This window comes from Succinispira mobilis DSM 6222, assembly GCF_000384135.1.
Lineage (GTDB): Bacteria > Bacillota > Negativicutes > Acidaminococcales > Succinispiraceae > Succinispira > Succinispira mobilis.
On the sequence record NZ_KB913028.1, the window covers coordinates 2,033,058 to 2,057,656 of the forward strand.

At 37.5% G+C, this 24,599-nt stretch carries 18 protein-coding genes, 1 pseudogene and 1 other annotated feature; of the genes and pseudogenes, 2 read left to right on the forward strand and 17 right to left on the reverse strand.

Translation table 11 applies throughout. The features are described from left to right. Positions 1–62: 62 nt before the first annotated feature. Positions 63–269, forward strand: a binding site (T-box leader). A 122-nt stretch (positions 270–391) separates the two neighbouring features. Then, positions 392–1,813, forward strand: a complete 1,422-nt coding sequence (locus SUCMO_RS0109755) for a sodium:solute symporter family protein (protein ID WP_019880531.1) — start codon at positions 392–394, stop codon at positions 1,811–1,813. A gap of 422 nt (positions 1,814–2,235) precedes the next feature. On the opposite strand, the gene SUCMO_RS0109760 is transcribed toward SUCMO_RS0109755, so the two are convergent. Then, entirely contained in the window at positions 2,236–2,808 is a 573-nt protein-coding gene (locus SUCMO_RS0109760; RefSeq protein ID WP_019880532.1) for a 3'-5' exonuclease, read from the reverse strand. A gap of 112 nt (positions 2,809–2,920) precedes the next feature. Between SUCMO_RS0109760 and SUCMO_RS0109765 the strand changes: the two genes are divergently transcribed. Further along, positions 2,921–3,811, forward strand: coding sequence for a DMT family transporter (locus SUCMO_RS0109765; protein WP_019880533.1), 891 nt, complete (start codon positions 2,921–2,923; stop codon positions 3,809–3,811). A gap of 35 nt (positions 3,812–3,846) precedes the next feature. On the opposite strand, the gene SUCMO_RS0109770 is transcribed toward SUCMO_RS0109765, so the two are convergent. The 16 genes and pseudogenes from SUCMO_RS0109770 to flgK all read right to left on the reverse strand — a co-directional run bounded on the left by SUCMO_RS0109770 (position 3,847) and on the right by flgK (position 24,598). Beyond that, positions 3,847–4,566, reverse strand: coding sequence for an amino acid ABC transporter ATP-binding protein (locus SUCMO_RS0109770; RefSeq protein WP_019880535.1), 720 nt, complete (start codon positions 4,564–4,566; stop codon positions 3,847–3,849). Beyond that, positions 4,563–5,219 carry an amino acid ABC transporter permease gene (locus tag SUCMO_RS0109775; protein WP_019880536.1) on the reverse strand — a complete coding sequence of 219 codons (657 nt, stop codon included), beginning with the start codon at positions 5,217–5,219 and terminating at the stop codon, positions 4,563–4,565. The genes SUCMO_RS0109770 and SUCMO_RS0109775 overlap by 4 nt, the downstream gene beginning before the upstream one ends. 398 nt (positions 5,220–5,617) lie before the next feature. After that, entirely contained in the window at positions 5,618–5,959 is a 342-nt protein-coding gene (locus SUCMO_RS0109780) for a hypothetical protein (protein ID WP_033297149.1), read from the reverse strand. 4 nt (positions 5,960–5,963) lie between these two features. Continuing rightward, the gene (gene fliS / locus SUCMO_RS10745) at positions 5,964–6,398 is read right to left on the reverse strand and encodes a flagellar export chaperone FliS (RefSeq protein WP_019880538.1); all 435 of its coding nucleotides are present in this window, start codon (positions 6,396–6,398) and stop codon (positions 5,964–5,966) included. A gap of 66 nt (positions 6,399–6,464) precedes the next feature. Then, on the reverse strand, positions 6,465–8,297 hold the full coding sequence (fliD, locus tag SUCMO_RS11060) for a flagellar filament capping protein FliD (RefSeq protein WP_019880539.1): 1,833 nt from the start codon (positions 8,295–8,297) through the stop codon (positions 6,465–6,467). Between the two features lie 14 nt (positions 8,298–8,311). Continuing rightward, on the reverse strand, positions 8,312–8,701 hold the full coding sequence (locus SUCMO_RS11065; RefSeq protein ID WP_019880540.1) for a flagellar protein FlaG: 390 nt from the start codon (positions 8,699–8,701) through the stop codon (positions 8,312–8,314). A gap of 95 nt (positions 8,702–8,796) precedes the next feature. Beyond that, positions 8,797–9,708, reverse strand: coding sequence for a hypothetical protein (locus SUCMO_RS0109800; protein WP_019880542.1), 912 nt, complete (start codon positions 9,706–9,708; stop codon positions 8,797–8,799). A 26-nt stretch (positions 9,709–9,734) separates the two neighbouring features. Beyond that, complete coding sequence (locus SUCMO_RS0109805; protein WP_019880543.1) at positions 9,735–11,585, reverse strand: motility associated factor glycosyltransferase family protein; 1,851 nt, start codon at positions 11,583–11,585, stop codon at positions 9,735–9,737. Beyond that, positions 11,585–11,863, reverse strand: a complete 279-nt coding sequence (locus SUCMO_RS0109810; protein ID WP_019880544.1) for a hypothetical protein — start codon at positions 11,861–11,863, stop codon at positions 11,585–11,587. Before SUCMO_RS0109810 ends, SUCMO_RS0109805 begins: the two co-directional genes overlap by 1 nt. A gap of 101 nt (positions 11,864–11,964) precedes the next feature. Then, entirely contained in the window at positions 11,965–15,177 is a 3,213-nt protein-coding gene (locus SUCMO_RS11790; RefSeq protein ID WP_425426082.1) for a flagellin, read from the reverse strand. A 68-nt stretch (positions 15,178–15,245) separates the two neighbouring features. Next, positions 15,246–15,672 (reverse strand): annotated as a pseudogene (locus SUCMO_RS11725) (flagellin N-terminal helical domain-containing protein); the annotation flags it as partial. Between the two features lie 151 nt (positions 15,673–15,823). Further along, a complete protein-coding gene (gene csrA / locus SUCMO_RS0109820; RefSeq protein WP_019880546.1) occupies positions 15,824–16,048 on the reverse strand; it encodes a carbon storage regulator CsrA in 225 nt (74 codons plus the stop codon). Continuing rightward, the gene (gene fliW / locus SUCMO_RS0109825) at positions 16,035–16,496 is read right to left on the reverse strand and encodes a flagellar assembly protein FliW (RefSeq protein ID WP_019880547.1); all 462 of its coding nucleotides are present in this window, start codon (positions 16,494–16,496) and stop codon (positions 16,035–16,037) included. Before fliW ends, csrA begins: the two co-directional genes overlap by 14 nt. 8 nt (positions 16,497–16,504) lie before the next feature. Beyond that, positions 16,505–17,083 (reverse strand): DUF6470 family protein, encoded by a 579-nt coding sequence (locus SUCMO_RS0109830; protein ID WP_019880548.1) that lies wholly within the window; start codon positions 17,081–17,083, stop codon positions 16,505–16,507. A gap of 34 nt (positions 17,084–17,117) precedes the next feature. Beyond that, entirely contained in the window at positions 17,118–18,029 is a 912-nt protein-coding gene (flgL, locus tag SUCMO_RS0109835; RefSeq protein WP_019880549.1) for a flagellar hook-associated protein FlgL, read from the reverse strand. A 23-nt stretch (positions 18,030–18,052) separates the two neighbouring features. Next, a complete protein-coding gene (gene flgK, locus SUCMO_RS0109840) occupies positions 18,053–24,598 on the reverse strand; it encodes a flagellar hook-associated protein FlgK (RefSeq protein WP_019880551.1) in 6,546 nt (2,181 codons plus the stop codon). Between the last annotated feature and the right edge of the window lies 1 nt (position 24,599).

Sequence of the window (24,599 nt, forward strand, 5' to 3'; positions counted from 1 at the left end):
AATCTTTTTCCGACTCTTGACTTTTAAGTTTTTCCAGCTTATAATCATAGACAACTTAATAATATGAAGCGATGAGAGAAAGAGTAGCTATAATTTTTTTCACAGAGAGTCAGTAGCGGTGGAAGCTGATATTAAAAGTTGTAGTGAAGTTCATTCTTGAGCTGTTAACCCGAAACTCTTAGTAAGGTTAACCGTTTCCTGCGTTAAAGGTTCGAGTGAATATATTTATTCAAAAAATGGGTGGTACCGCGGCTATGTTCGTCCCAAAGCTGACGGTATTTTTTTGTTTTTCTGAGGATAAATATATTAATTTGGGTGGTACCACGGTTATGATAATCGTCCCTTGTTTACGGGACGATTTTTTTATTTATATTTTGAGGAGGAATCACAAATGTCTTTACCCTTATTAATTATTTTAGTGTACATTGTGCTCTTATTTGCAATTAGCTTTTGGGCCAAAAAAAGAAGTTCTGGTTGTGCCGAAAATTATAGCCTAGCTGGACGGCAGCTTTCCACTCCCTTGATTGCTGTTTCCATCATTGGTCTAGCGGTCGGCGGCGCTTCTACCATCGGTGTTTCCGAACACGCCTTTCGTGTCGGTATCTCTGCCGGTTGGTATACCATCGCTTGGGGTATTGGTGCTATTACCATGGGCGTACTATTAGCTAAAAAATACCGCCAACAAAACATCACTACAATTTCTGAGTTAATCGAAAAACATCATGATAAAAAAGCTGTAGTGTTAGGCGTAATTTGTCAAATCGTAATTCAAATGGTTATTATTTCCTTACAATATATTGCCGGCGGCAGCATTCTCCACGCACTACTGCCAGAAATTTTCGATTTAAAGACGGGCATGATTGTCAGCGCGATTGTTTTTATCGGCATCACTTTCATTGGTGGCATGTGGTCCGCCAGTCTCTCCAATATTCTTAACATCGTCTTAATCTACGGTGGAATCACGCTAGCAACTTTTACGCAAACCAATAATTTAGGCGGTTTGCAAAACATAACCTTAGCTTTACCACAAAATGTACCTTGGTTCGACCCCATAGCCGGTGTGGGCTTAAAAGGGATTTTCAGTTGGATTGTAGTAATGGTTACGGTAAATCTTTCTTTGCAAAGTATTATCCAAATTTCTTTAGGGGCTAAAGATGAGGCTACTTCCAAAAAAGGCTTCATCATCGGGGGGATTTTAATGATTCCCATTGGCTTTATGGCTGCCCTCTTAGGGGTTTGCGCTAAAGCTGTTCACCCCGAATTAACTCCTGCAGTAGCATTGCCTCAAGTTATCATGCAACTAGAACCTTTACTTGCCGGCATAACCTTAGCTGCTCTCTGGGCGGCCGATGTCTCCACAGCTTGCAATTTATTACTTAGTGCTGCCACTTTATTTGCTAAAGATATCTACAAAGGTTTTTTAAAACCTGATACTGATGATCTTACGCTTCAAAAAATTATGCGTTACGCTGTATTAGCGGTCGGCATCTTCACTTTTGGCATTGCTTTATCAGTTTCAGGCATAATCCCCACTATCATGGCCGGGCTAAGTCTAACCGCTGCCTTTAGCGTAATTGTCTTGGTAGCACTGTTCGCCCCAGAAAAAACCTCAATTAACGCCGGTTTTTATACCTTACTAGTTGGGCTGATTGTCCTTGTAGTTTGGCAAACTGTCCCTAGTGTGCGCTTATTACCTCATGTTATTTATGCTGAATGGTTGTTTTGCTCCATAACCTATGCAGTCGTAGCCAAATTCGATACAGTCAAAGCCAATAAAGGCGCAGAACTATTAGCTACTGATAATATCGAATAATCCCCTGTGAAATTCCCATAAATAAACGAACTCCAAACGCGGTTTCTAACTCTTTAGTGCAGATAGGCTCTTCCCCAAACCATTCTCCAGCTTATAATCGCTGCTAATGGTAAATGGCAACGGGTGTCAAAAAAACTTTTTTATTATATTTCTAATGATTTCTCATAATTCATTAAATCTAAAACTCAATATGTTGCCTTCACAAACATCATATGTGTTGGTCATTGCGTGCCCCTTAAAAACACCTTTCCTTCGCTATAATGGGTCTTAAAAAATCTTATTATCGCGAAAAAGGTGTTTTTTGTATAGGTGAATTTCAAATAAAGTGCAACACCATCATCAGTTGGCGGTATTTCGCATATTTCAGCTACGCAACAGTCTTACGACACCTAATGAGAAAAACAAGAGGAATAATCATAAGATTACTCCTCTTGTTGACTTTTTTCCCAACCTAGTTTTAGCATGTGGGCCACTAATTTAGCAGTATTGCGCGCATCATCTAACGCTGTATGCCAAGTTCCAGCTAATTCAATTTGTTGGGCATCCAAAGCATTTTTTAAAGATAACCGCCGTTCAGCATTGAAAAAGCTTTGATATTCTCTTGATAAATCCACATAATCTGCATATTGAATGGGGTTTTCCAAGCCATAGCGTTGACAAGCTTCTTTTATTACATGCCAATCAGCATCCCCCCAAGCCACAAAGTAATTATTATTAGGCTCATATACAGTTTTAAGCTCTTCTAACATTTCTTCATACTTAATCCCCTTATCTAGATCAGCTTTAGTAATCATCGAAAATTCTTGAGCTTGTTTAGCTTGTTTTGGGAAAAAGGACGGTTTCACAAAAGCTTGCGCTTCTGTAATTACAGTATGTTGGCGACCATCTAATTTCACCAACCCATATTCCAATATTTCCGAGAAAAACCCTCGGGGACGTCCCACTCGTTTTGTATACATGGTGAATTCAAAATCCACCACTAAAAAATCTCGCATTTGCAACCTCTTTTCTGGCTCCGAACTTTGCTTAAGCCTAAAATTTGACAATCAGACTATTTAATTATAGTATAGTATATATTTTTTAACAATAACAAAGGACTTTTTTATTATGAATGCAACAACAAAAGGAATCTTTCTAGCTACTTTATCTGCCATCGGTTTCGCAACCTTACCAATATTTGTAAAATTAGCTTACGCGCAAAATATTTCTACAGGCAGTATTCTTTTTTTTCGTTTTTTTCTTTCTTCCTGCCTAATATTCGCCTATATTACCTATAGAAAAATCTCTTTAAAACTCCCGCGTGAGAAGATCTTACCAATTCTAGCCTTAGGGGCTATCGGTTTTGCCATTTGCTCCCTATCGTTTACCCTCGCCAGCAAATATCTGTCCGCTTCTTTGGTAGCCATTATTTTCCAAATTTACCCAGCCATTGTCGCTATTATTGCTTTTATTTGCGGCCTAGAAAAAATAACCCTACCGCTGCTCTTAGCTTTTGCCAGTTGCTTTTTAGGTTTAAGCCTAGTTATCGGTCTTGATTTTACGTCTTTAAACTACTTAGGTTTATTCTGGGCACTTTTTAGCGGCATAAGTTATGCAATCTATATAACTTTAAGCAACAAAATTTCCCGAGAAATACCCTCACTAGTTTTAACCTTCTATGTGTGTGCAAGTGCTACTGTTGTATTTTTATTCACAAGCAGTATGCAAACAGGTTTTGATCTAAGCCTAACTTTTTCAGGATTTTTGACCTTATTGGCAATGTCGATATTTTCAACAATTGTTGGTATTTTAGGCTTTATTGCCGCGTTGAAATATATCTCTCCCACCCACACTTGTATTGTAAGCACCTCAGAACCAGTCTTTACCGTTCTAATCGCTATCCCCTTACTTCAAGAATCTCTAACCAGTAGTCAGGTTTATGGTGCTAGCTTGGTAATTTTTAGTATTCTCGCTCTAGAATTGAAAAAGCCGTTAAAAACAACAAAAAAACACCAGTGATGCACAACTGCACCCCTGGAGTTTTTTGATTATTGTTATAAGATTTTTGATAAAAAACCTTGTGTCCGCTCTTCTTTAGCCTGGCTAAAAATTTCATCAGGAGTCCCGGTTTCCACAATTCGCCCTTCATCCATAAAAATTACTCGATCGCCCACCTCTCTGGCAAAACCCATCTCATGAGTTACTACTACCATGGTCATGCCAGTTTTTGCTAAATCTTTCATTACATCTAGTACCTCTTTAACCATCTCTGGGTCTAAGGCCGAAGTTGGCTCATCAAACAACATTACTTTCGGCTGCATAGCTAAAGCTCTAGCTATAGCTACTCTTTGCTGTTGCCCGCCACTAAGATTTTCTGGATAGGCATGGACCTTGTCGCCTAAACCAACCTTATCTAATAGCTCCATTGCTACCTGTTCCGCTTGTTTAACATTAATATTTTTTACTTTTAAAGGTGCCAACATAATATTTTGAAGCACCGTCATATGGGGAAACAAATTAAATCTTTGAAAAACCATGCCTACTTCTTTGCGAATAGCATTAATTGTTTCATTATTTTCTACGGCAATATTATCAATTACAATAGTCCCCGATGTTGGTTCTTCTAAATAATTCAAACACCGCAAAAACGTACTTTTTCCTGAACCGCTGGGGCCAATTACTACCACAACTTCATTTTGGGCTATTTCAATACTCACATCTTTCAGAACATGCAAACTGCCAAATTTTTTATTTAATTTATCAACTTTTATCATTTTATATTGTACCTCCGCTCTAAAGCATCCACCAAGCGTGAAATTGCAAAAGTCATAATTAAATAAATAAAAGCTACAGTTAACCAGATTTCAAAAGAAGAATAGGTACGAGCAATTATCAACTGTCCGCGTCTAGTTAACTCTTCAAATCCAATAACTGATACTAAGGAAGAATCTTTTAACATTGCAATAAATTCATTGCCTAACGGCGGAATAACCCTTTTAAAGGCTTGGGGAACGATAATATAACGCATGGTTTGCATCCAAGTCATCCCTAAAGAACGGCCCGCTTCCATCTGTCCTTTGTCAATAGATTGAATGCCCCCACGAAAAATTTCAGCGACATAGGCCCCACTATTTATCGAACAAGCAGAAATCGCAGCTATAAACGGATCGATTCTTTGGCCTGTAAGCATGGGCAAGGCAAAATAAATTAGAAAGATTTGCACCAATAATGGTGTACCACGAATAAAATCCACATAAATTCTGGCTAAAGCTCTACAAAAAACAAAGTCAGATAATCTGGCTATACCAACTATTAAGCCGATTAACATCCCAAATCCTACACTAAGGGCAGTTATTTGAATTGTTATCCCAGCACCTTGTAATAACAAAGGAAATGCTTCCATTATCACTTTAAAATCAAATGACATCTTAGCTATACCTACCTTTTATAATTATACTAAACTATCTCTATATTATAACATGTACACTTGTACATTACAATAATTACAAAATAGGCAAAATAAAATTTCGGGATAGCGAACTATCCCGAAATATATTTTCTTACCAAAAATAACCTAGCTGACCTGGTTTTTGCCCCCACACTCGCCTGCTGGAGTTTTCGCTACTACGCTTGCTTGCCACCTCACTACTCACACTCTCGATTTTCTCGGCAGGACTTACTTCTAAGCCGCACCATGCTCACAACACTTTTGGTTGCTTACGTGGATCCTTTTGCCTGCGACTGGCTTGGATTTGCAACCACAGACCTAAGTCATTTGGATAACAAATATTATATAATTTTCCTAGTCATTTTGCAAGTACTCAATTATCTTTTTGCATTGATATTATAACCAGTATTTGCACTTTGCGCATAAACATCATAGACACTACTAATAGTCTTACGTTGTTCAATTTGGCGCATTAAAAATTTAACTCTATTTAATAATGTTTTTTCGGCAACTAATAACTCTTGCTTCAAATCTTCATAGGCACCACTACCTACATAGTTATCTGGATCAGGTGCTACCGCAATAAAAGCAATTACTTTATCACGTTGCTCCAATAAATCTGCAAACATATCAAAATGTTTTGTGTTTGCAAAATCTTCCAATTCCCGCGTCAAAAAAGCATAATCGGCAAACAATTGCTTTTTGGTCTTATCACTCAAATTCTCACTTCCCAAAATCAACTGTGCCTGCAACCGCACTTGCAGCTGGTTGTCCAATTCCTTTGGCAATTTTCATTGCCTCAAACCAAGCCTCACGCAACTCTTGCAGAACTAGCAAAGCATTTTCGAAGTGAATTTTTTCATGCTTAAAAACACCTTGCCGCAGTTCATATTCAATATAATCATAAAGTTTTAGATAGCCTTCTGCCAGTTCTGGATTAACATCAACTTTTAATGTGCAAACAAATTCCCGAATAATATTTTGGGCTTTAATACTAGCCTCATTAATATCTTTAGGAGCAATATTATTTTCAATACCCATAATCGCTTCCTTGGTAAAGCGGATGGCCCCATCATATAGCATCAAAGTTAGCCTTTCCGGGGGCATGGTATTAATTTGTTGATTTTTGTAAGCACCTACACCAGTATTATTAATCACGTATATTCCTCCAAAGTTACCTTGAATTTTCTTTAAATTCTATTTCTGTTGGTTACTACAATCTACTTAAGAAGAAGTCCCTCCAAATAAACTACTAGTTTGATTTTGAATTTTTTGTAATGCTTTTTCCATTTGAGCATATTGCTTGTAGTAATAATCTTCTTTAGTCGATATCTGTTTTTCCAATAATGTCATCTTATTTTTATAGCTATTAATTTGCTTACCGAGAATACTGGTAACCTCGGTACTACTATACTGTAAGACCCCAGCCTTATCGTCAATTTTTTCCATGCTACTGGTCATCAAATCGTATAATTTAGCTGCAACTCCTGCCCGACCCTCTTTCTTATCGCCTGTCCCCGAAAAGATTTTGGCAACAGCCGTAGGATCTTCTGCTAGAGCTGTTTTTAGCTTATCTTCATCTAAATATAATTTGCCGCCTTCTTTCCAGTTACTACCTGTGGAAATTCCGATTGCCGCAGCATTTTTATATTTACCATCTATGCCCTCAATACTAGTTATCATAATATTGCGCATACTGCTCGTTAGCCCAGTTAAGATATCATCATTTTTAAGCAAACCACTTTTAGCCAGTTTTTCCCATTTTTCAACTTGAGTTTCACTAAGTTTGCTTTCTTCATCTTCAGTAAGTGGCTTATAGGTGCGATATTTAGTTTCATTAGCTTTGTCAGTTGTATAAGTTAATAAAGAATTATACAACTCAACAAAGGATTTCATGTTAGCAACAATCTTATCCACATCTTGCTCTACCGTAACATTCGCTTCGCCCAAACCAGTCAAATTATAGGTAATTCCAGCAATGGAAAAGGAGTTACTAGCCTGTTCTAAGTCCGTCACACCATCTAAATCAAAAATTGCATTTTGCCCTTGCGTCCGTGCTGGCAACTTATCGCCGCCATCGGTACCCAATTTCAACCCCTGCTTAAGGAATTTTAAGCCTGCGGCATCAGTACCGGTAAAATCAACTTTTTTGCCATCCTTGCCGACAATCGTAAAGGTATCCGCGACTTCATCATAGCTAGCGGTAACTCCAGCATCAGAGCCATTAATTGTACTAAGCATATTTTGCATGTTTTTGCTAGCATCTAAAGTTATTTCTTTACCATTGATACTAATTTTAAAAGTCTTAGAATCACCGGTAAACTCTGGCAATACATCCTTGCCGGCAAACTGTGTCAGCAAAGTAGTTTTAGTGCCAGAACCTAGTTTTTCACTACTACTATCTTGATAATTATAGTTCATCTTTAACGCATTGGTTAAAAATTTCATGCCCGCATCACTAGTTCCAGTAAAATCAATTACCCCTTCAGAGCCAGTTTTTTCACTAATCAGAAATACTCGATCCATCGTCACATCATAAGTAGTCTTAACCCCTGCTCCCGCTGAATTGATATTAGATAATAATTGATTTAAGCTAGCGGTTGGATCAACTTTGATTTCTTTCCCATTAACAGTTATCGAAAATTCACTCGACAAACTTACATCCGTAGCATTAGCAAACTGAGTTTTCAAGGTGGTTTTGTTTTCAGCCGAAGCCATTTTTTCCGAACTACCTACACTCGCAGCTTTAGCCAATTGTTTAACCTTTAGTGTATGTGGTACATTAAGAGCATCCGAATTAGCCTTTGCTGTAACTACTTCTTTATTACTAGTATTAGAATTAACCGGGCTAACCGTAGCACTCAACTTGTACTCCGTCATTTTCGCTCTAAATTCCGCTTCTTTAGTATAAATAGTTTTATACTCATCTTTCTTCCACTCAGCAGTAGTCTTATTCTTATATTCCTTATCATAACGGTCTTGATAAGGTTGAACCATGGATTTTACAATATTTTCCACGTCCATCCCCGAAACTAAACCGACATTTCTTACCGTCATTGCACTTCCTCCTTTTAGGCTTTTTTATCCACTATCATCCCTACATAATCCTTAATTCTTGCTACCATATCTAAAAATTCTTTCGAAGGGAAAGTTTTCAAAACACGATTAGCCTTACCATCTACTAAGTTAACCATAAGGCGATTAGTATCTTCATGTACATCAAATTTTAAATCAGGGTTAGTCATTGCTAAAAATTGACTCATCATCTTACTCATGTTTATCAAATCATCTTTACTAACCTGTTTTTCTGGTGCTGCTTGGGTATTGTTCTTACTCTGTTCTTCAACTTTCGGAACATCTCTTGTTGCTGCATGCACCGCAGCATCGGTTGTCACCGGACTTGGAGTTACACTGAACATATCTGCAGGACTAGTTGACAATGAATTTATACCTATACTCATAAGAATCCCTCCAAAAAATATATATAAATTTTTATTTTTTCGAAAACCCTTTATCTGTATTATCGAATCTTTTCGCCAAATATTAACTAAAAATTTTATTTTTCTGCAAACCAAGCTTTTGTATGTTTAATCCCATTATTCCAAGAATAAATTTGTTCTTGATAATATAACCTTTGCATAATTGTTGCCAAAGGTTTTACAATAATATCTTCATTGCGAATTTTATCAATACCTGCTGCTTGCAAGCGCTCTGCTTGTTGCTCATCCACTACAAAGCTATCGCGTGGACGCTCATAAGTTAGATACACTAAATTCTCATTGCTCATGAAATATTTATAAGTAACTGGATTGAACTGGAAATTATGCATCCAAAGTTGTAAATGTTCTGGTACAGAACGTTGTACATAAGCCAAGTGTTCAAAGTTCTCGGGTTGCAAGATTTTATCAAAGTTGCGCGTCGCAAAATCTTGATAAGTCACATTTTTAAGTTCTAAACCATATACGGGATCGACCATAAACCACTCTTGACTTAGTTCATCCCAAATCTCTAGCAAACGATGTATAACAACTTTACCAGTAACTGAATATATTGGTAATTGTCTACAAGGTATTTTAAGTTCATCCATATAAAAATTAATTAAATCAAACCCTGTAGTATCTGCTAACTTGCCTGATATATTCAACAAATATTCTACCCGCGTCGATTGAATTACGCTAATATTTTGATCATAAATGCAATTGAGCAACCCTGACACTAGCGCTCGCGTATCTTCTTGATAAACGATTTGTTGAAAACTATGCTTTACATCTAAAGTTTCTGGATCTAAAGAGTAAAAACGATATAGGCCTTCTTGTTCTAAATAATATTTTTGCCCAGCAAAATCATACAAACCTACCGTAGTAAGCAATGTGTGTGGAAAAGGTCGAGCAGATAAATGCTGCTGTTCTTGCTGAGGAAACAATTCCCGAATATGCATTTTATCATAATGTGTCACTACTAATTTCATTTGCAAGTTTCTCCTTTCTAACCGCACTATTGTCTTACGAAAATAACTCTATTAATTTCTGGGCGTTCTTGTAAATATTCCTCAGCTAGAACAACTGCCGCATTAACATATTCTAGCAAACGTTTATTAACTAGATATAGCCCTTCCCACAATTCATATTTATATTCACCTAAATCCAGCAACAATGCTTCATTGATATCAAAAACAAAGTTTTCTTTCATCATTTCCAAGAAAATCGCATTTTGATCAAGTTCTTTAAAAACATTTATGGCCTTACTAATTATTTCATAATTTTTGTTGCCTTCATCACAGTGATTTATTTGTAATAAAATAGTTTTTTGTTCTAAAAGAAGTTTTTGTAAAAGTAACATATCTTTTTTATATCCCGCTGCATATTGTTTCGCCAATTCCTGTTTTCGGGCTATTAATCCTAAAGATTTTTCCGAAATTTCTTTAATGGTGCTTTCAATATCAGTTTTGTTTTTCAACTCTTTGTCAATAACCTGACGCAAAGTCATATTGCGGGCGCCAATTATAGGTAAACCACCTTCAGTCGCATTAATAAATTTGCAGTTCGGCGCTGTTTCAATAAACCTTTCTATCGCTCTTTTCATACCAATAAATACATCCGATGAGTAAACTGTCTTACCATTAATATCCTGTAACAAAATGCTATTATCACTTTGATTATGCCGACTCCCCTCAGACCACGAACCTTTAGCATGCACCTTATTACCATAAAAACAACAGTCTTGTCCGACCATAACGACTTTTTTACAACCCATTTGCACCGCAATAGCATGGGCAATATTTACTACTGACAAGCCACCCGTAGAAATTAATAAATCCTCGGAAAAATACTTATAGGCCGCTATAGCGATTTTATCCATCGCATCAATCGCAAAAGTAAAAATACTACCTTTATATTCTCGAAGCAAAGGACTATATACTGAATAGGAGCAAATCAGAGGAATATCTAAATCTTTCGTGTTTGCAAAAATTCTGTTAGCCAAATCACTGCCATCTACAGCCATATGAAAATGAGGTTTTATGCCATGCTTTGCCAAAACAGAAATCGCAGTCCCCGCAGCAATTATTATGGCCTTGTCTCTAGCTTCTTGCAACAGGGAAATATTTTTTTCCAAAGAAGCCCCCGCAGCAACCACAATGCAAGTATTACGTGCAAACAGTTCTTTCAAATGCAATAAATTAGCCGTCTTTGCTTTTAAAACACTCCAATTATGAATTAACCAAGTGTTTCTCCAAAATTTACGTGTAACGTCCATAATATTTTTATCAGTTAAAGCAATTTTGGTGCATTGGCAAATCTTCAAAAAAAACTCTGTAAACAAGGTTAAGTAACTAACAAATGGTAACACTACTATTTTTTCGTGCTGCCCAACATTGGTAAGTGTTATAATTGTCGATTCTACCTGTTCAAATTCATCGGCAACAACCAAAACTAGCTCCTCCGAATTTACTGTATTGGTAAATTCCGTTAGATATTCTGATAAATTATTATATTGCAACCATTTGTAAAATAAACCAATGCTAGGAATAACGATAAAGATTCTTTTTAGTTTTTCAAAATACCTAGCAATTGTTATTAATTGCTTATTATCTGGCAGTCCAAAAAGACATAACTGTTCTATTTGCTTAGGTTTATTTTTTATTAATTGTTCGATTTCCCGAGTCTTATTATAAATACTATGCAAATAAATATTTTTTTTGCCCTGCTTAACCCTTATTTCACAAGCATTTTCGTCCCACTCGATATTCTTAGCATAACGATTATTTTTTTCATAATTTCTTACTAATTCCAATAAATCTGTTCTATAACCTTTTAAAAACTCTTTATTATTCTTTAAGTAGTTCATCAACACTCCTCCAATAAACAGCTTTTTATAAATTCATAGAGCTTGTACTCCAAAATATCCGCCGTTAACAAATAGTCCGCTTGTTCCACGCTATTTAAGAGCTCTAAGAAAATTGTATTTAGTTGTTGAATTTGTATTACTGAAAAAATATCACCCTGTTGCAAAATGTATTCCATTAATTCTAAAATTCTATCCGCCAATTTTTCCACTTCATTATTAAAAATATTTTGCTGAATTTGTAAGATTTTTTCACTAATATTGGTTAGATGTGTGTTCATAAAGCTACTGCCTCCAATATCTATTATTAAAGAAGCAGGTTGGTCACCCAACCTGCTTCAAATATTTTAGAACTTTGACTGTCCAGCCATTAAAACTTATTTTATCTTAAAAGTTGTACAACGCCTTGTGGTTGTTGGTTAGCTTGCGCAAGCATAGCTTGAGCTGCTTGATTTAAGATATTGTTCTTTTGGAAGATAGTCATTTCTTTAGCCATATCTAAATCGCGAATACGAGATTCAGCGGCAGATAAGTTTTCAGAAGCTGTTCCTAAGTTGTTAATTGTATGTTCTAATCTATTTTGCATTGCCCCTAGTAAGCTTCTTTGAGAAGATACTTTAGTCACTGCATTATTGATAGTTTCAATTGCAACTTGAGCCCCAAATTTGCTAGAAATATCTACTTTATCTACACCGATAGCTTCTGCACGCATATCACCTACAGAGATAAACGCTGTTTGACCAGAGTTAGCACCGATGTGAGTTAAGATAGATTCATCAAGGTTTGTAGATGCAGCTTCCGCTTTACCGAATACATAAGTTACGCTATCGCCAACTTTCATGTTTTCGAAATTAAGTTTTACAGTTGCGCCTTCACCTTGAAGACCAGCTACAGATTTGCTTAAATCTAATGAACCATCATCATTAAATTTAACTGTGTTTTGTTTACCAGTGTTGTCTACTAATTTGAACTCATTGCTCATTTCATCAGCAAGAGCTGCTTTAGTTTTAGTTGCTACTTCACTATCCGCTACTACATTAGCTTTAGTGTTGAATTTAGTACCATTGTCAGTAGTCATTGCTGCTTCAATAGCTACTTGTAATTCAGCTTTATTGAAAGTGTCTGGCAATTCTGTTGCCAAAGCTTCTTTCGCAAGGCTAACTGCTTTGTTCATAGTTTCTGTAGCTACCGTAGTATCTGCAGTAACTTTAGCTTGAGTATTTACATCGCCATAAGTACTAGTAATTAATTTTTCCATGATTGCATCATTGATGGAACCAGTGCCAATCAAGTTGTCAAGTACTTTTTTAGCTTCTACTTTTTGATTTTCTACAGCAACTTTATAAGTTTCTGTATCATCAGTAGCTATCTGTCCACCTTCAAGAACTACTTTATCAGCTAATTTGCTAGTTAACTCTGCTGTTAAACCTAACTCTTTACCAGCTTGAGCTACTTGTTCTTTCATAACTTTAGTTACTACACTCTTATAAGCATCAGTAGCTTTAATAACATTAACAGTACTAGCCACTGAACCATTAGCTGATACAGCCATATCAGCTGCTACGTTAGCAACTTCAGCCATCGCACCATTAGCTACTGCTTTTGCAGCAGCACCAGTTTCCATGTCTTTTACTAAAGCCGCTTGATAAGAAGTTGTACCTTTAATTGTTCCAGAAGTATTAACAGCAGTTGCGGCTACAGCCACACCACTTGCATCTGCAATAGTTTGAGCCACTTCTTCACTAACCCCTTTATTAAGAGCTGCGGTTTTTGAAGTTGCTTTTAAATCCTTGTTAAGAGCCGCGGTGTATTCAGCATCACCAGTTGCATATCCTGCTGATGCAGTAGTTCCACCTTGAAGAACTACTTTATCACCAATAGTATTAGCTAATTCAGTCGATACACCTTTAGCCAAAGCCGCTCCTTGAGCTGCTGTTACCATGTCAGCCCGAACTGCCGCTACATATCTTCCATCAGTCAAAACACTTGCTGCTGTTACTTGCGTTGCATTAACAATTGCTATTTCGGCAATGGTTTTCGCTACATTAGCTGAAACCCCTTTAGACAAAGCAGATTCTTCCGCTTTACTACGCGCATAAGTATCAAGTGCAGTTTTATATACAGACTTAGCAGTTACATTTGCGTCAGCAGCCTCTACCGTCATATCTGTTATAGTTGCTTCAGCTACAGCATTAGCCATCGCTTTCGAAACACCTTGTGATTGCATAAAAGCAGAAACCACTTCGCGTCCTGCAGTTTCAACAACTTTTTTAAAATCACTACTTGCTAGAACAGTAGCTGTAGTTTTTACAGCTAATCCACTAACCATAATATCTGCTGTGGCTTTTGCTGTTTGTGCTGAAGATACAGACATACTATCAATTGCCCGATCTTTTGCTTCACCACTTACTACTGTTTGGAATACGAAGTTAGCTTTTACTTCTGTATTAGTTTTTACTTCTGTACCAGAAACAATAGCGTCTGCCATTGCCTTAGATATTGCCTCGCTGTTAGTTTTCTTAGCTTCTTGGTAAGCAGCATTTTTCATAATGTCAGACATAGCATTTTTGTAACCAAGGTCCATTTTTACCATGCTTTCATCATTAGTACTACCATCATCATTTACCGCAACTTTGGCAATTGCTGCAGCTAATGTAGTGTTACCAGTCATTTCTACTGCTTTATTAGTAATAGCATTAGTAACCGCGGCTTTAGCATTATCGGTCATGGCTTTTTTCACAGTGGCTTGTACCGTAGCTGAGTCCGCATTACTTGCTAAAGCATTTACCGCATTTAACATTTTATCTACTACAGCACTACCCATAACATCGCGTACTGCTGAACTATCAAGGGCATTAGCGGCTTGAGCTTTCGCGTCAGCTGCATCAACATATTGTTTATTAGCTAAGCCATCAAGCACTGCTTTTACATTAGTCCCAACTCCTACAACATCATCTAAGTTACTCTCGATACTGGTTTTAATAGCCGTAGCTGCATTTTTAGCAGCAGTTATTGCTGCTGTAGCTGCCTTAATAACACCTGTCGCTGCAATATATCCATCTCCTAAAACTGAAGAAGCGCTATTCTTAACGAGTCCAGCCTTATCAATAGCACTGGCAATCGCACCAGTAACTGCCGCCACCGCTAAAGAAACCGCATGAACTGCAGAACCTGCCGCTGTAGAAGCCGCATTTTCTACCAATACTGCAGCATTTACTGCTGCCGTTACGGCTACAGAAGCTGTATTTTGCAATGTTTCCGCTGCATTTACCGCTGCAGCTACCGCTGCATCGCCAACACCTTTAATGCGGCCAGCTTCATCTTTAACGATATTTAATTGAGTGTCACTCATGCTTGCTTTGTTAGCTGCTGTACGCAATTTATTAAGCATTGTGCTGTCTACTTTTAAGTCTTCAGCAACTTTAATAGCTTCATTAACTGCATTGGCTACTTTATCAGTAAAACCAGTACCAGCTGCAAGTGTTTTTTCAATCGCACCAGCGATATCTTCTACAACTTGGTTAGCATCGCTACGGATAAGCATGAATGCACCATCAACACCTACAGTTTTAGCTGCTTCTGCTAATTTTTCCATACCTGCTTTATCAATTGTCAATGCTGAGTTGTTGTTAACTTTTACTGAACCTTCAACAGCATCTTTAACACCTTTAGCTGAACCGTCAAGTAATTTCTTAGTATTGAACTCAGTAGTGTTACCGATACGGTCAATTTCAGAAATCAATTGTTTTACTTCGTTTTGAAGTTCTTTACGGTCGTCATCAGTGTTTGTATCATTTGCGGATTGTACAGAAAGTTCACGCATACGTTGAAGAATGCTGTGTGTTTCATTCAATGCACCTTCAGCAGTTTGAATCAAAGAAATTGTATCTTGAGAGTTACGGCTTGCTTGATCAAGACCGCGGATTTGCGCTCTCATTTTTTCAGAAATCGCCAAGCCTGCAGCATCGTCACCAGCGCGGTTGATACGAAGACCTGAAGAAAGTTTTTCTAAGTTTTTAGAAGAATTTTGAGTGTTTGTGATCATTTGGCGATGAGTATTCATCGCAGAAATATTATGATTGATAATCATGGTTAATATCCTCCTTGATATTTTTATTAGGCATCCTTGCCCTTTTTTTGTATAATAAACAGTTTTGGAAATTTTCGGCCGATATAATCTCCTCAACTGTCACTATCAACCCTTATATCGTTGAAATATTTTAGGACTTAAATGTTTTTTATTATTTTTTTATTTTTTGTAAGAGATTTTCTACCACCGTATTATCCACTATTGCTTCACGGTTTGCAAGCATTATTTCTTGATAAAGCTCGCCACGATAAATATTAACATCACGCGGCGCATCTATAGCTAATTTTACCACATCGCCCTTTATTTCTACAACTGTCAACATAATCTCATCGCCAATTACAATACTTTGTTTACTTTTTCTACTAAGAACTAGCATATTGCTCTTGCTCTTTTCTTATTAAGGGTTTATCTAAAGGTTGCTTAATACTATAAGGCGAAGAGTTTATAATATATTGTTTTGCTAGATTTTTGTTGATGTTGAAAACAACTGGCGCCGTAAGGTTAATCAAAATATCTTCTGTGTTTTTTTCAATTTTCACGATACTATAAACCTGCACATCAGTTTCAGAAACAATCTTCAAATCTTGTTGTGCAGCATCATCTAAGTCAAAAACATATTCTGGAAAAAAAACAAAAGGCTGGGTCAAGAGAAAGGTCAATTCCGGAGTTTGCAGCGATTGTAAATACAAAAAATCTTCTTGTCCCGTAGGCAGTAAGGCAAATTGCACCTCTTGTTCAAACCCCGGTAGTGGCTTTACAAATCTATATACATCTTTGGGATCTACTTGAACTTCACCGAATCTAATTGTTTGTACTGTAATCATATGCCCTCCTATGCTTTCACATCTATTCCTGGACTAGCCTTGCCTACCCAATCAATATTTAGGCTTCCATAACTAGCTACATTGCTCGTTACCTTTGCAACTTGCGTGTTATTAACTACCTTTGCTGCCCGAACATTTAAAGTGGCCTTATTGGTTTGCCAGTTGATTTGTAATGCTTGGTTTTTAGTATAACTAATATTTGGTCCTGGTTTATATTTAATAACAGGCGCTGAGGGAATATCCGGGTTAACAGACTCCCAAGAAATATCATAGATAGCTTGAAATCCTTTTTCAATCTGCATTAGCCGATTTCCCTCATCAACCATCCGGTCAATAAAGTCCGAGGTAGCCTGTTTTCCTTCACTAGCCATATCTTGCCGCAAAGCGGTATTGTTTTTATAGCCCATAGCATAACGGGCATCGACAGTATCAATTTCCAAAGTACCGCCTTTATTGCCAGTTATTTCCAAAATGGCGGCTGGTTGCGTTTGTTCAATTTTTTGCGCTTCCGTCTGCAAATCCAACTTGGTATGAGCTGGATAGATATCCAGCCTAGCCGGACTAGACTGAATTTGGATTTGAAACATTTATACCACCTCACCATTTCCGCCAAGTTTATTTTTAATTCAAAAAGTCTAACAACGAAGTCGGCATTATTTTGGAACCGATAGAAAGTGATGCTCGATATAAGAGTTCACTACTTTTCATATCAATTGTCGCTTTAGCCATATCTAAGTCATCATTTTTAGCTAAATCTTCATACACCCGATTAGAGTTGTCGCCAATGATATTTTGCATCATCTCATAAGTAGACATTCTCGTACCTACTTTAGTATTGGCTGCAATCACTCGATCCTGTGCCGAATCTACGCTAGCTAGTCCCACATTTGACACCCAAGCTAAATCTGGGCTCCCACTCCGCAATTCTTTTTGGAGAATATTTAATTGATTAAACACCTCTAAATCTGGTCCAAAAGCTTCTGCAGCTGTAGTATTAACTGAATCTTGTCCTGGCGAAGCCGCTCCAGCCTGTAACTTTAAAGAAATGTAATTATTATCACCTTGAAATACTACACTCCCATCTTCTTGACGCACAAAAGGTTGCGTAGCATCCGCCTGTCCCGAAAACAAAAAGCGATTGCCGACTTTTATATTCGCAGTTTCTACCATATTGTCAATTATACCATTTATTTCTTCCCCAATCGCTGCAATCGAACTTTCCGGATTAGGTGCGGTAGCTTGAATAGTTAGTTCCTTTACTCTAGTTAACAGCGAGGTCATATTTTGCAAAGTTGAATCTGTACTAGTAAGCCAAGATATAGCATCATTGGCATTTTGATCAAATTTTTCCAGCTCACCTTGGCTACTGCGAAAACGTAAACTTCTAACAACCCGAATCGGATCGTCAGAAGGACGATGCAAATCTAACCCATCCGTCATTTTTTCTGTAAGTTCGCTTTGTTTGGCCAGGGTTTTGTTTAAGCTATTTAAAAATTGATATGTCATATGTTGTGTTCCAATTCTAGAAGCCATCTTTATTTTCACCTACCTATTTTTTATCTACCTACAGTACCCGTACCATTGATAAGTTTTTCTAACATCTCATCCATCGTCGTCATCATTCGGGCCGAAGCATTATAGGCTTTTTGAAATTGAATCATTAAAGCCAGCTCTTCATCTAAATTCACACCTGACACTTCCGAACGCCAGCCAAGCATTTGATCAACTAATATTTTAGTGTTTTCCGTGGTATCTGCAGCATTTTCACTTTGTATTCCCAGTACGCCAATTTGCCCTTCGTAGAAATTGGAAATCGACTTATCCATAACTGCCTTATATTGAGTTAAGCCTAAATTCGGTGAATCCTTAGTAACACTAGCATCCTTCGGTCCTACCTTAATAAATTGCGCCAATCTTACTGCATTATCCCCTGAACCATTGCCTTGAGGCATGGTAAAGGTATAGGTATCGCCCTTGTTATTAGCTGTATCAGCATTAATCTCTAGCTCAATTTTATAATTGAAGGTTGAAGGTGCTGTACTACCATCAACTAAGTTGTCACTACTATCTAACATTACAGAAGATTTGCCAGTTTCGGCATTGTATTGCACTGTGCCCCGTCGCCAAATCGTACCATCTAATGTATACTCAATTTCGCTAATACCGCCTTTTTCATCGGCTAATTTACTCACTTTTAACTGGAAATTAGTCGAAGCTGTACTATCGTACTGAATAGTAGTTTTATTCACTAACTGTGCCGCTCCACCCGAATCTGGCCGAGCTTCAAAAACGAAATTATCACCAGCCTTGACACTCTTATTAACCGCTACACTGATGTCATAGGCAAAAGGCAGATCGCCTTTCATATTGATGTTTCCTTTAGAGTCAAGTGTTGCTGTCTTTTGAGTTACCCCGCCGTCCATAGAATATTGTACTTTCGTAGGTTTGCCATTCGTATCTACCGCAAGCACTGTAATTTCATAGGTCGTATTTACTTTACCAGCATATTTATAACCTAAAGGATCTACTAAGCTTATTATATCTGTTTTGGCGCCAACATTAAAGCTGTACTTATCACCTAATTTTTGTTCATCAGTAGGAATATCTAGAACAATATCAAAATTATCTCCTAGCAACCTAATTTTATCTTCAGCTGCCGTGCCGCCAGCAACTGTGGAAACAGCTGCCTCCGTATAAGTAACCCCTGCATCTGTTGTATATTTAGCCTCATATTGATTTAGCGTTTTGCCTTCTAAGGTGTTTTCCACACTAAATTTAATTTCCTTGCCATCACTTAAGCTACTCGCATCAAAATTCAAATCTATAGTATAAGACGGGGGTGTATTGATTTGCGCTGTAGCTACTCCATTATTAATCGTTCCTGGTATCGTTGTTGTCGTTGCACCACCATCGGTAGAATATGTAATATCAAAAGAACCTGGTGTTTGAGGCGGTCCCACAATCTCAGGAGTCAAATTACTAATCGATAATTGAAAATCCGTTGCATTAGCTAAATTATAGTCCGTAACAGTGATTTTGTTCGTCAAAGCAACTTCAAAGTCTCGGCTCGTTGTTGAGTTATAGTTCATAGAATCGATTTTGGCTGAAGGCATAATTTTAAAATTATAATTGTCGCCTACATCTGACTTAACTCCGCCAGTATAATCTAAGTCCACATCAAATGAATATGTAGAGCCAGTTACCTTAACCTTTCCAGATTGCTGATCAATAGTAATTGTTACATCAGTACTAGCTACTTTTGTGCCATTAACTGTAAGCTCAAACGCAGTTGGTTTACCATTAGTATCTACCTTACTTACTTCTAGTTTAAATTCACCAGTCTTATTACCTTGATAGTGGGCATTACTCACACTAGCATTAGGAATTTGTAGATTGTTATATGTGGCATTAGTGTTAGTATTAACTTGAGTTACAGTCACAGTTGGAATTTGAAAACGATAAGTATCTAATTGCGCACTAATTTTAGCGGCATTAAGATCTAAATTTATGGCAAAATCTAATTTGCCATCTTTGCTTTTTACTTCATACTTACCCGTCACAGCATTTATAGTCACTGTAATATCATCGTTAGGAATAGTTTGCACCTTACCATCAATCGACAAATCAAATTTAGTTGGACGAGGTGGAGTAGCTGTATCTACGGCTAAGACATTCAAGATTATATCGCCACCCGTTGCTCCAGCGTAATAAGCCCCATCATCTAGGGTTGCACTCGGAATATCAGGATTAGCAGCATTAGCCGCCCCTACATTACTAGTTTTAGGTAAAGTAAAAGTATACTTATCGCCTATAGTAGAATTTAAGTTCCCCAATACACCCCGATCCATTTTTAAAATCAAACTAAACGTTGAAGTTGCTGTATCTGTGATTGTGAAAGTCCCATCACCATTATCCGTTACACTAATATTAGCATCAGGAATTGTTACTGTAGCCCCATTATCTAGCTTAAAATTAAACTCAGTTGGGATTTGCGGCGTCGTTGCACTAAGATCACTAACTTCTAAAGAAAATGCTCCGGTTCCAGCACCATTATAGTATGAACCAGCCAGCAAACTACCTTTAGGAATTTCTGGTTGTTTACGACTATTTTCGACCTCAACCGTTACTTTGTTAAGTTTAAAATCGTATTCATCACCAACAGTACTAGCTCCTGCAGCCACATTCATGGTAAAGCTAAATGCTTGGGTATTTTTGCTAGTACTAGCAACTTTCACATTACCATTACTGTCTAACGCAATCGTATAATTATCTGCATCTAATTTTTTCCCATCTTGAAAAACTGTATAAGCACTGGGACGACCAGTAAGCGGATTAATTGCAGTTACCTGCAATTTTATCTCACCTTCACCCGTACCATTATAATAACTCCCAGTTTGCAATACTGCTGCTGGTGGGGTAGTTGTCGGATTAACCCCAACCTCTGTATCAAGATTATCAAAATTAATAGTATATGTATCCGCCAAAGCACTAGTTCCTGCACCCATCTGCAAAGTTATATCTAGATCTTTGCCAGTGGCATACCGACCTTTAATGTTTATCTTCCCATCTGCTGCTACTGTAAATTGTATATTGGCATTGGGAACTAATTGATCCTGTCCCGCAATAGTCATTTTAAATTGAGCTGGACGCCCAGTAGTGGGTGATACTTGCGTTACCTCCAAATTGATGGCATCTAAAACTCCACTATACTTATCTACTGTTACAACATCCATGCCTACGGCAGCTGCCGTTGCTACTGTGGCAATAGGCAAGTCCAAAGTATACACATCGCCCAAGGAACTTTTTTTACTAGGGTCAGAATCTATGCTTAATTTTAAATCTAGTTCGTTGTTTTTAGCATCTCGCCCCAAAATACGAAGCGTATTCAATGGATCTAATAATACATTTATAGAAGCATTAGGAATATCCACTGCTTCCTGATCAGGTAATTGCAATCTAAATTTAGTCGGTCTTTGAGTTGCAGGATCTACTTCCAACACAGTTAACTGACTTTGTCCGTTAGGAAATTTCAAATAGGTCGATGTTTCCATACTCAAAGCTGGTTTATCGACGTTCCCACTAGTTGAAGCTACAGTTGTTGCCGTTTGATCAATTGTAACTGTATAACTATCTCCTACTACGCTTTGCTTATTAAAATCAGCATCTAATTTCAAGTTTAAATCTAGCTTGTTACCAGCTGAATCTACACCTTTGATATTTAAATTTCCGAAAACATCCATGTCAACGTTTATATTCGCACTAGGAATTTCTATCCCTGCTTGTCCTGGCAAAGTTAATTTATACTTACTAGGTCGTAACGGAATACCAGCTGTTTCTGTAACTTCTAGTTTTATAGCTCCAGATCCTACCCCTGCATAATTTGAACCAGCAACGATACTCATTGTTGGACTAGTTCCTGAAACTGTATCAGTAACCGCCATATTGCCAAGTGCTGCGGTTGACACAGTATATTTATCGCCTATTTTATTAGTCTTTCCAGCTGTAGTTTCTAACTGCACGGTTAAATTCAAATTCTTTTCCACACCGTTTTCCGTGTAAGTTCCTTTAATCGTCATATTGCCAGAGCTATCTTTCGTTAAAGTTAACTTTTCACTAGGAACTGTTAATTCACTACTACCTACCATCACCTTAAATTTACTAGCCCGTTTGCTAGTTGCATCAACTTCGGCAACTTGTAGAATTATATCGCCACTTATCGGTCCAGCATATTCCGAAGTAGGACTATATGTGGCCGATGGAATATCGGCATTAACATTGTTAGCATTACCGATTGCTAACTTTGTAACTCCAGGCAAAGTAAAAACATACTCATCGCCAACCATACTAACTTTACCTGCAGTAGTTTCCAAGTTAACTGCAAAATTTATATCTTGTCCACTAGTTAATCTACCCGCTATCGTGTAATTTCCTTGGGAATCTTTAGTCAGCGCTAAATTACCACCTGGAACAGTCTGTATTTCTCCTGTGCCCATCTGCACCGATAGTTTAGTCGGACGTTGACTGGTAGAATCCACCTCTAAAACTTTAATAGTCACATCCCCCGCTAACGGTCCTTGGTAATTAGCAATTGGTACTAAAGTTGCGGCTGGAATATTAGCATTAGCTACATTAGTCGCTGTTACTGTTCCCGCTTTTGGTAAAACAAAATTATATTTATCGCCTATTTTATTAGTTAATTTACCATCAGTACCATAATTCATCTTTAAAGTTAAATCAAAAATAGCTGGGCTTACAGTTTTATCTTGCACGCGAATATTTCCACTACTATCCATGCTTACTGCAATTTCATCACTAGGAATATCCTTGCTCACACCATCTAGAGTTAATTTGAATTTACTGATTTTCCCATCTTTTATTTCTGTCGCCTCTAGCGAAAACTCGCCATCACCCGCGCCATTATAGTAAGACCCTTCAGTGATGGTAGCCTGTGGTATTTGACTTAAAACTCTACTTTGACCTTCAGCCACATTTACGGTTTGCGTTTTCACTGGTTTTGTTGCCGTATTGAGTTGTACATTTTTTCTATTGGCCGAAGCGTAAACCATTTCAATATTAGCTGCTAAAGTTTTTGCCGCAATTTTATCTAAACCAGTTTTAGCGTCAAAAAGTGCATCATTCACCTTCAATTCATCTAACCAGTTTGTTGTAACACCACTATTACCAGTAATTATTTTATCTGGGAATGTTAAAGCATAATTATCCCCTACTACGCTAGTTTTAGTGTTATTTGTATCTAATTTAAAGGATAAATCTACTTCTTCATTGTTAGTACCATATTTACCTTTAATACGATAACTGCCATTTAGCTCATCATAAGATAAAGTTAAATCTTTGTTGTTCGCATCTACAGTAACTGACGCGCCACCATTCATCGTAAAAGCAAAAGATGTAGCTCTAGGTGGAGTTGCCGTATTTATGGCAGCTACGTCTAAGCTAATTGTACTAGCGTTAAGGCTATTATAAGATTTAAAGGTAAAAGTTGGCGCATCGACATTCGCAGTAGCTACCACACTTGGATCTTGTCCAATACTAGTTATATCAGCATACTGAATTCCATCGCGACCAAAAAAGTTGGTGCCGGTAGAATTATCTAAGCCATAGCCTTCGCGATGTACTTGGTTGAAATCACATAAAAAAGACTGCGCAATCGTATCTAACATATCACGGTATCCTTTTACACCATTAGTGTCGGAATCGCGCGACTCCAATAAACCTCCAATTTCCCCGGTAGTAATATTTAACTTAATTGGGGGCTTATCATTGGTTTCTATTCCCAAAGTACGCATATTATACTTTTTATAAATATCTGTATCATAGTCAACAACCGTCTTCAATTCCGTATAGCTAGAACCATTGGCTAAAACTACTCCATTAAGTTGAACAACATAGTTATGTTCTAAGTCTTCTTGGACTGTAACTCTTGCTAAACTTGACAGCTCATCTACTAAAGCATCGCGCTGATCGCGCAAATCATTAGCGGGCATGCTCTGCACCGATTCAAAATTAGAAATTTGTTTATTTAAAGCCACTATTTTTTTGCTGATTTCATTAACCTTAGTTACTTTAGTTGTCAAAACCTCATTGATGTCACTAGCCATTGAATTTAATTGTCGGCCCGCTTCTTGCATAGATTCTACTAACTTAACCCCTGTTTGTCTAAAAGTACTGCGCGCCGCAGGATCAGCTGCATTAGCTCCTAATGTTTGCGCAGCCGTCCAAAATGCATCTATCGAACTTTTTAAACCAGTTTCCGATGGTTCAGGGAACATCGTTTCTATTCTACTTAACATTTCCACCAAAGTTGTACTCATCCCTAAACTTGCATTTTCTCGCCAAATTTGCTGGTCAACAAAAGGATTACGAACCCGTTCAATATTGGTTACTTGTACACCCGTACCTAGTTTAGCTGGTCCACTAAAGGTATTTATATCTAGTGAGCGTGTAGTTGAAAGCGATACCCTTTGTCGCGAATAGCCCGTTGTTGTTTGATTAACAATATTATGTCCTACTGTATCTAGGGAAACTTGACTTGCATATACCCCTCTTACCACCGTGTTAAAGCCACTAAATGTTGGTCGCATA

What these genes read in the sequence shown, in the direction of transcription:
- SUCMO_RS0109755 (WP_019880531.1), top strand. Translation starts at nt 392, where the DNA reads ATGTCTTTACCCTTATTAATTATTTTAGTGTACATTGTGCTCTTATTT.
- SUCMO_RS0109760 (WP_019880532.1), bottom strand. Translation starts at nt 2,808, where the DNA reads ATGCGAGATTTTTTAGTGGTGGATTTTGAATTCACCATGTATACAAAA.
- SUCMO_RS0109765 (WP_019880533.1), top strand. Translation starts at nt 2,921, where the DNA reads ATGAATGCAACAACAAAAGGAATCTTTCTAGCTACTTTATCTGCCATC.
- SUCMO_RS0109770 (WP_019880535.1), bottom strand. Translation starts at nt 4,566, where the DNA reads ATGATAAAAGTTGATAAATTAAATAAAAAATTTGGCAGTTTGCATGTT.
- SUCMO_RS0109775 (WP_019880536.1), bottom strand. Translation starts at nt 5,219, where the DNA reads ATGTCATTTGATTTTAAAGTGATAATGGAAGCATTTCCTTTGTTATTA.
- fliD (WP_019880539.1), bottom strand. Translation starts at nt 8,297, where the DNA reads ATGACGGTAAGAAATGTCGGTTTAGTTTCGGGGATGGACGTGGAAAAT.
- SUCMO_RS11065 (WP_019880540.1), bottom strand. Translation starts at nt 8,701, where the DNA reads ATGAGTATAGGTATAAATTCATTGTCAACTAGTCCTGCAGATATGTTC.
- SUCMO_RS0109800 (WP_019880542.1), bottom strand. Translation starts at nt 9,708, where the DNA reads ATGAAATTAGTAGTGACACATTATGATAAAATGCATATTCGGGAATTG.
- SUCMO_RS0109805 (WP_019880543.1), bottom strand. Translation starts at nt 11,585, where the DNA reads ATGAACTACTTAAAGAATAATAAAGAGTTTTTAAAAGGTTATAGAACA.
- SUCMO_RS0109810 (WP_019880544.1), bottom strand. Translation starts at nt 11,863, where the DNA reads ATGAACACACATCTAACCAATATTAGTGAAAAAATCTTACAAATTCAG.
- SUCMO_RS11790 (WP_425426082.1), bottom strand. Translation starts at nt 15,177, where the DNA reads ATGGAAAAATTAGCAGAAGCAGCTAAAACTGTAGGTGTTGATGGTGCA.
- csrA (WP_019880546.1), bottom strand. Translation starts at nt 16,048, where the DNA reads ATGCTAGTTCTTAGTAGAAAAAGTAAACAAAGTATTGTAATTGGCGAT.
- fliW (WP_019880547.1), bottom strand. Translation starts at nt 16,496, where the DNA reads ATGATTACAGTACAAACAATTAGATTCGGTGAAGTTCAAGTAGATCCC.
- SUCMO_RS0109830 (WP_019880548.1), bottom strand. Translation starts at nt 17,083, where the DNA reads ATGTTTCAAATCCAAATTCAGTCTAGTCCGGCTAGGCTGGATATCTAT.
- flgL (WP_019880549.1), bottom strand. Translation starts at nt 18,029, where the DNA reads ATGGCTTCTAGAATTGGAACACAACATATGACATATCAATTTTTAAAT.
- flgK (WP_019880551.1), bottom strand. Translation starts at nt 24,598, where the DNA reads ATGCGACCAACATTTAGTGGCTTTAACACGGTGGTAAGAGGGGTATAT.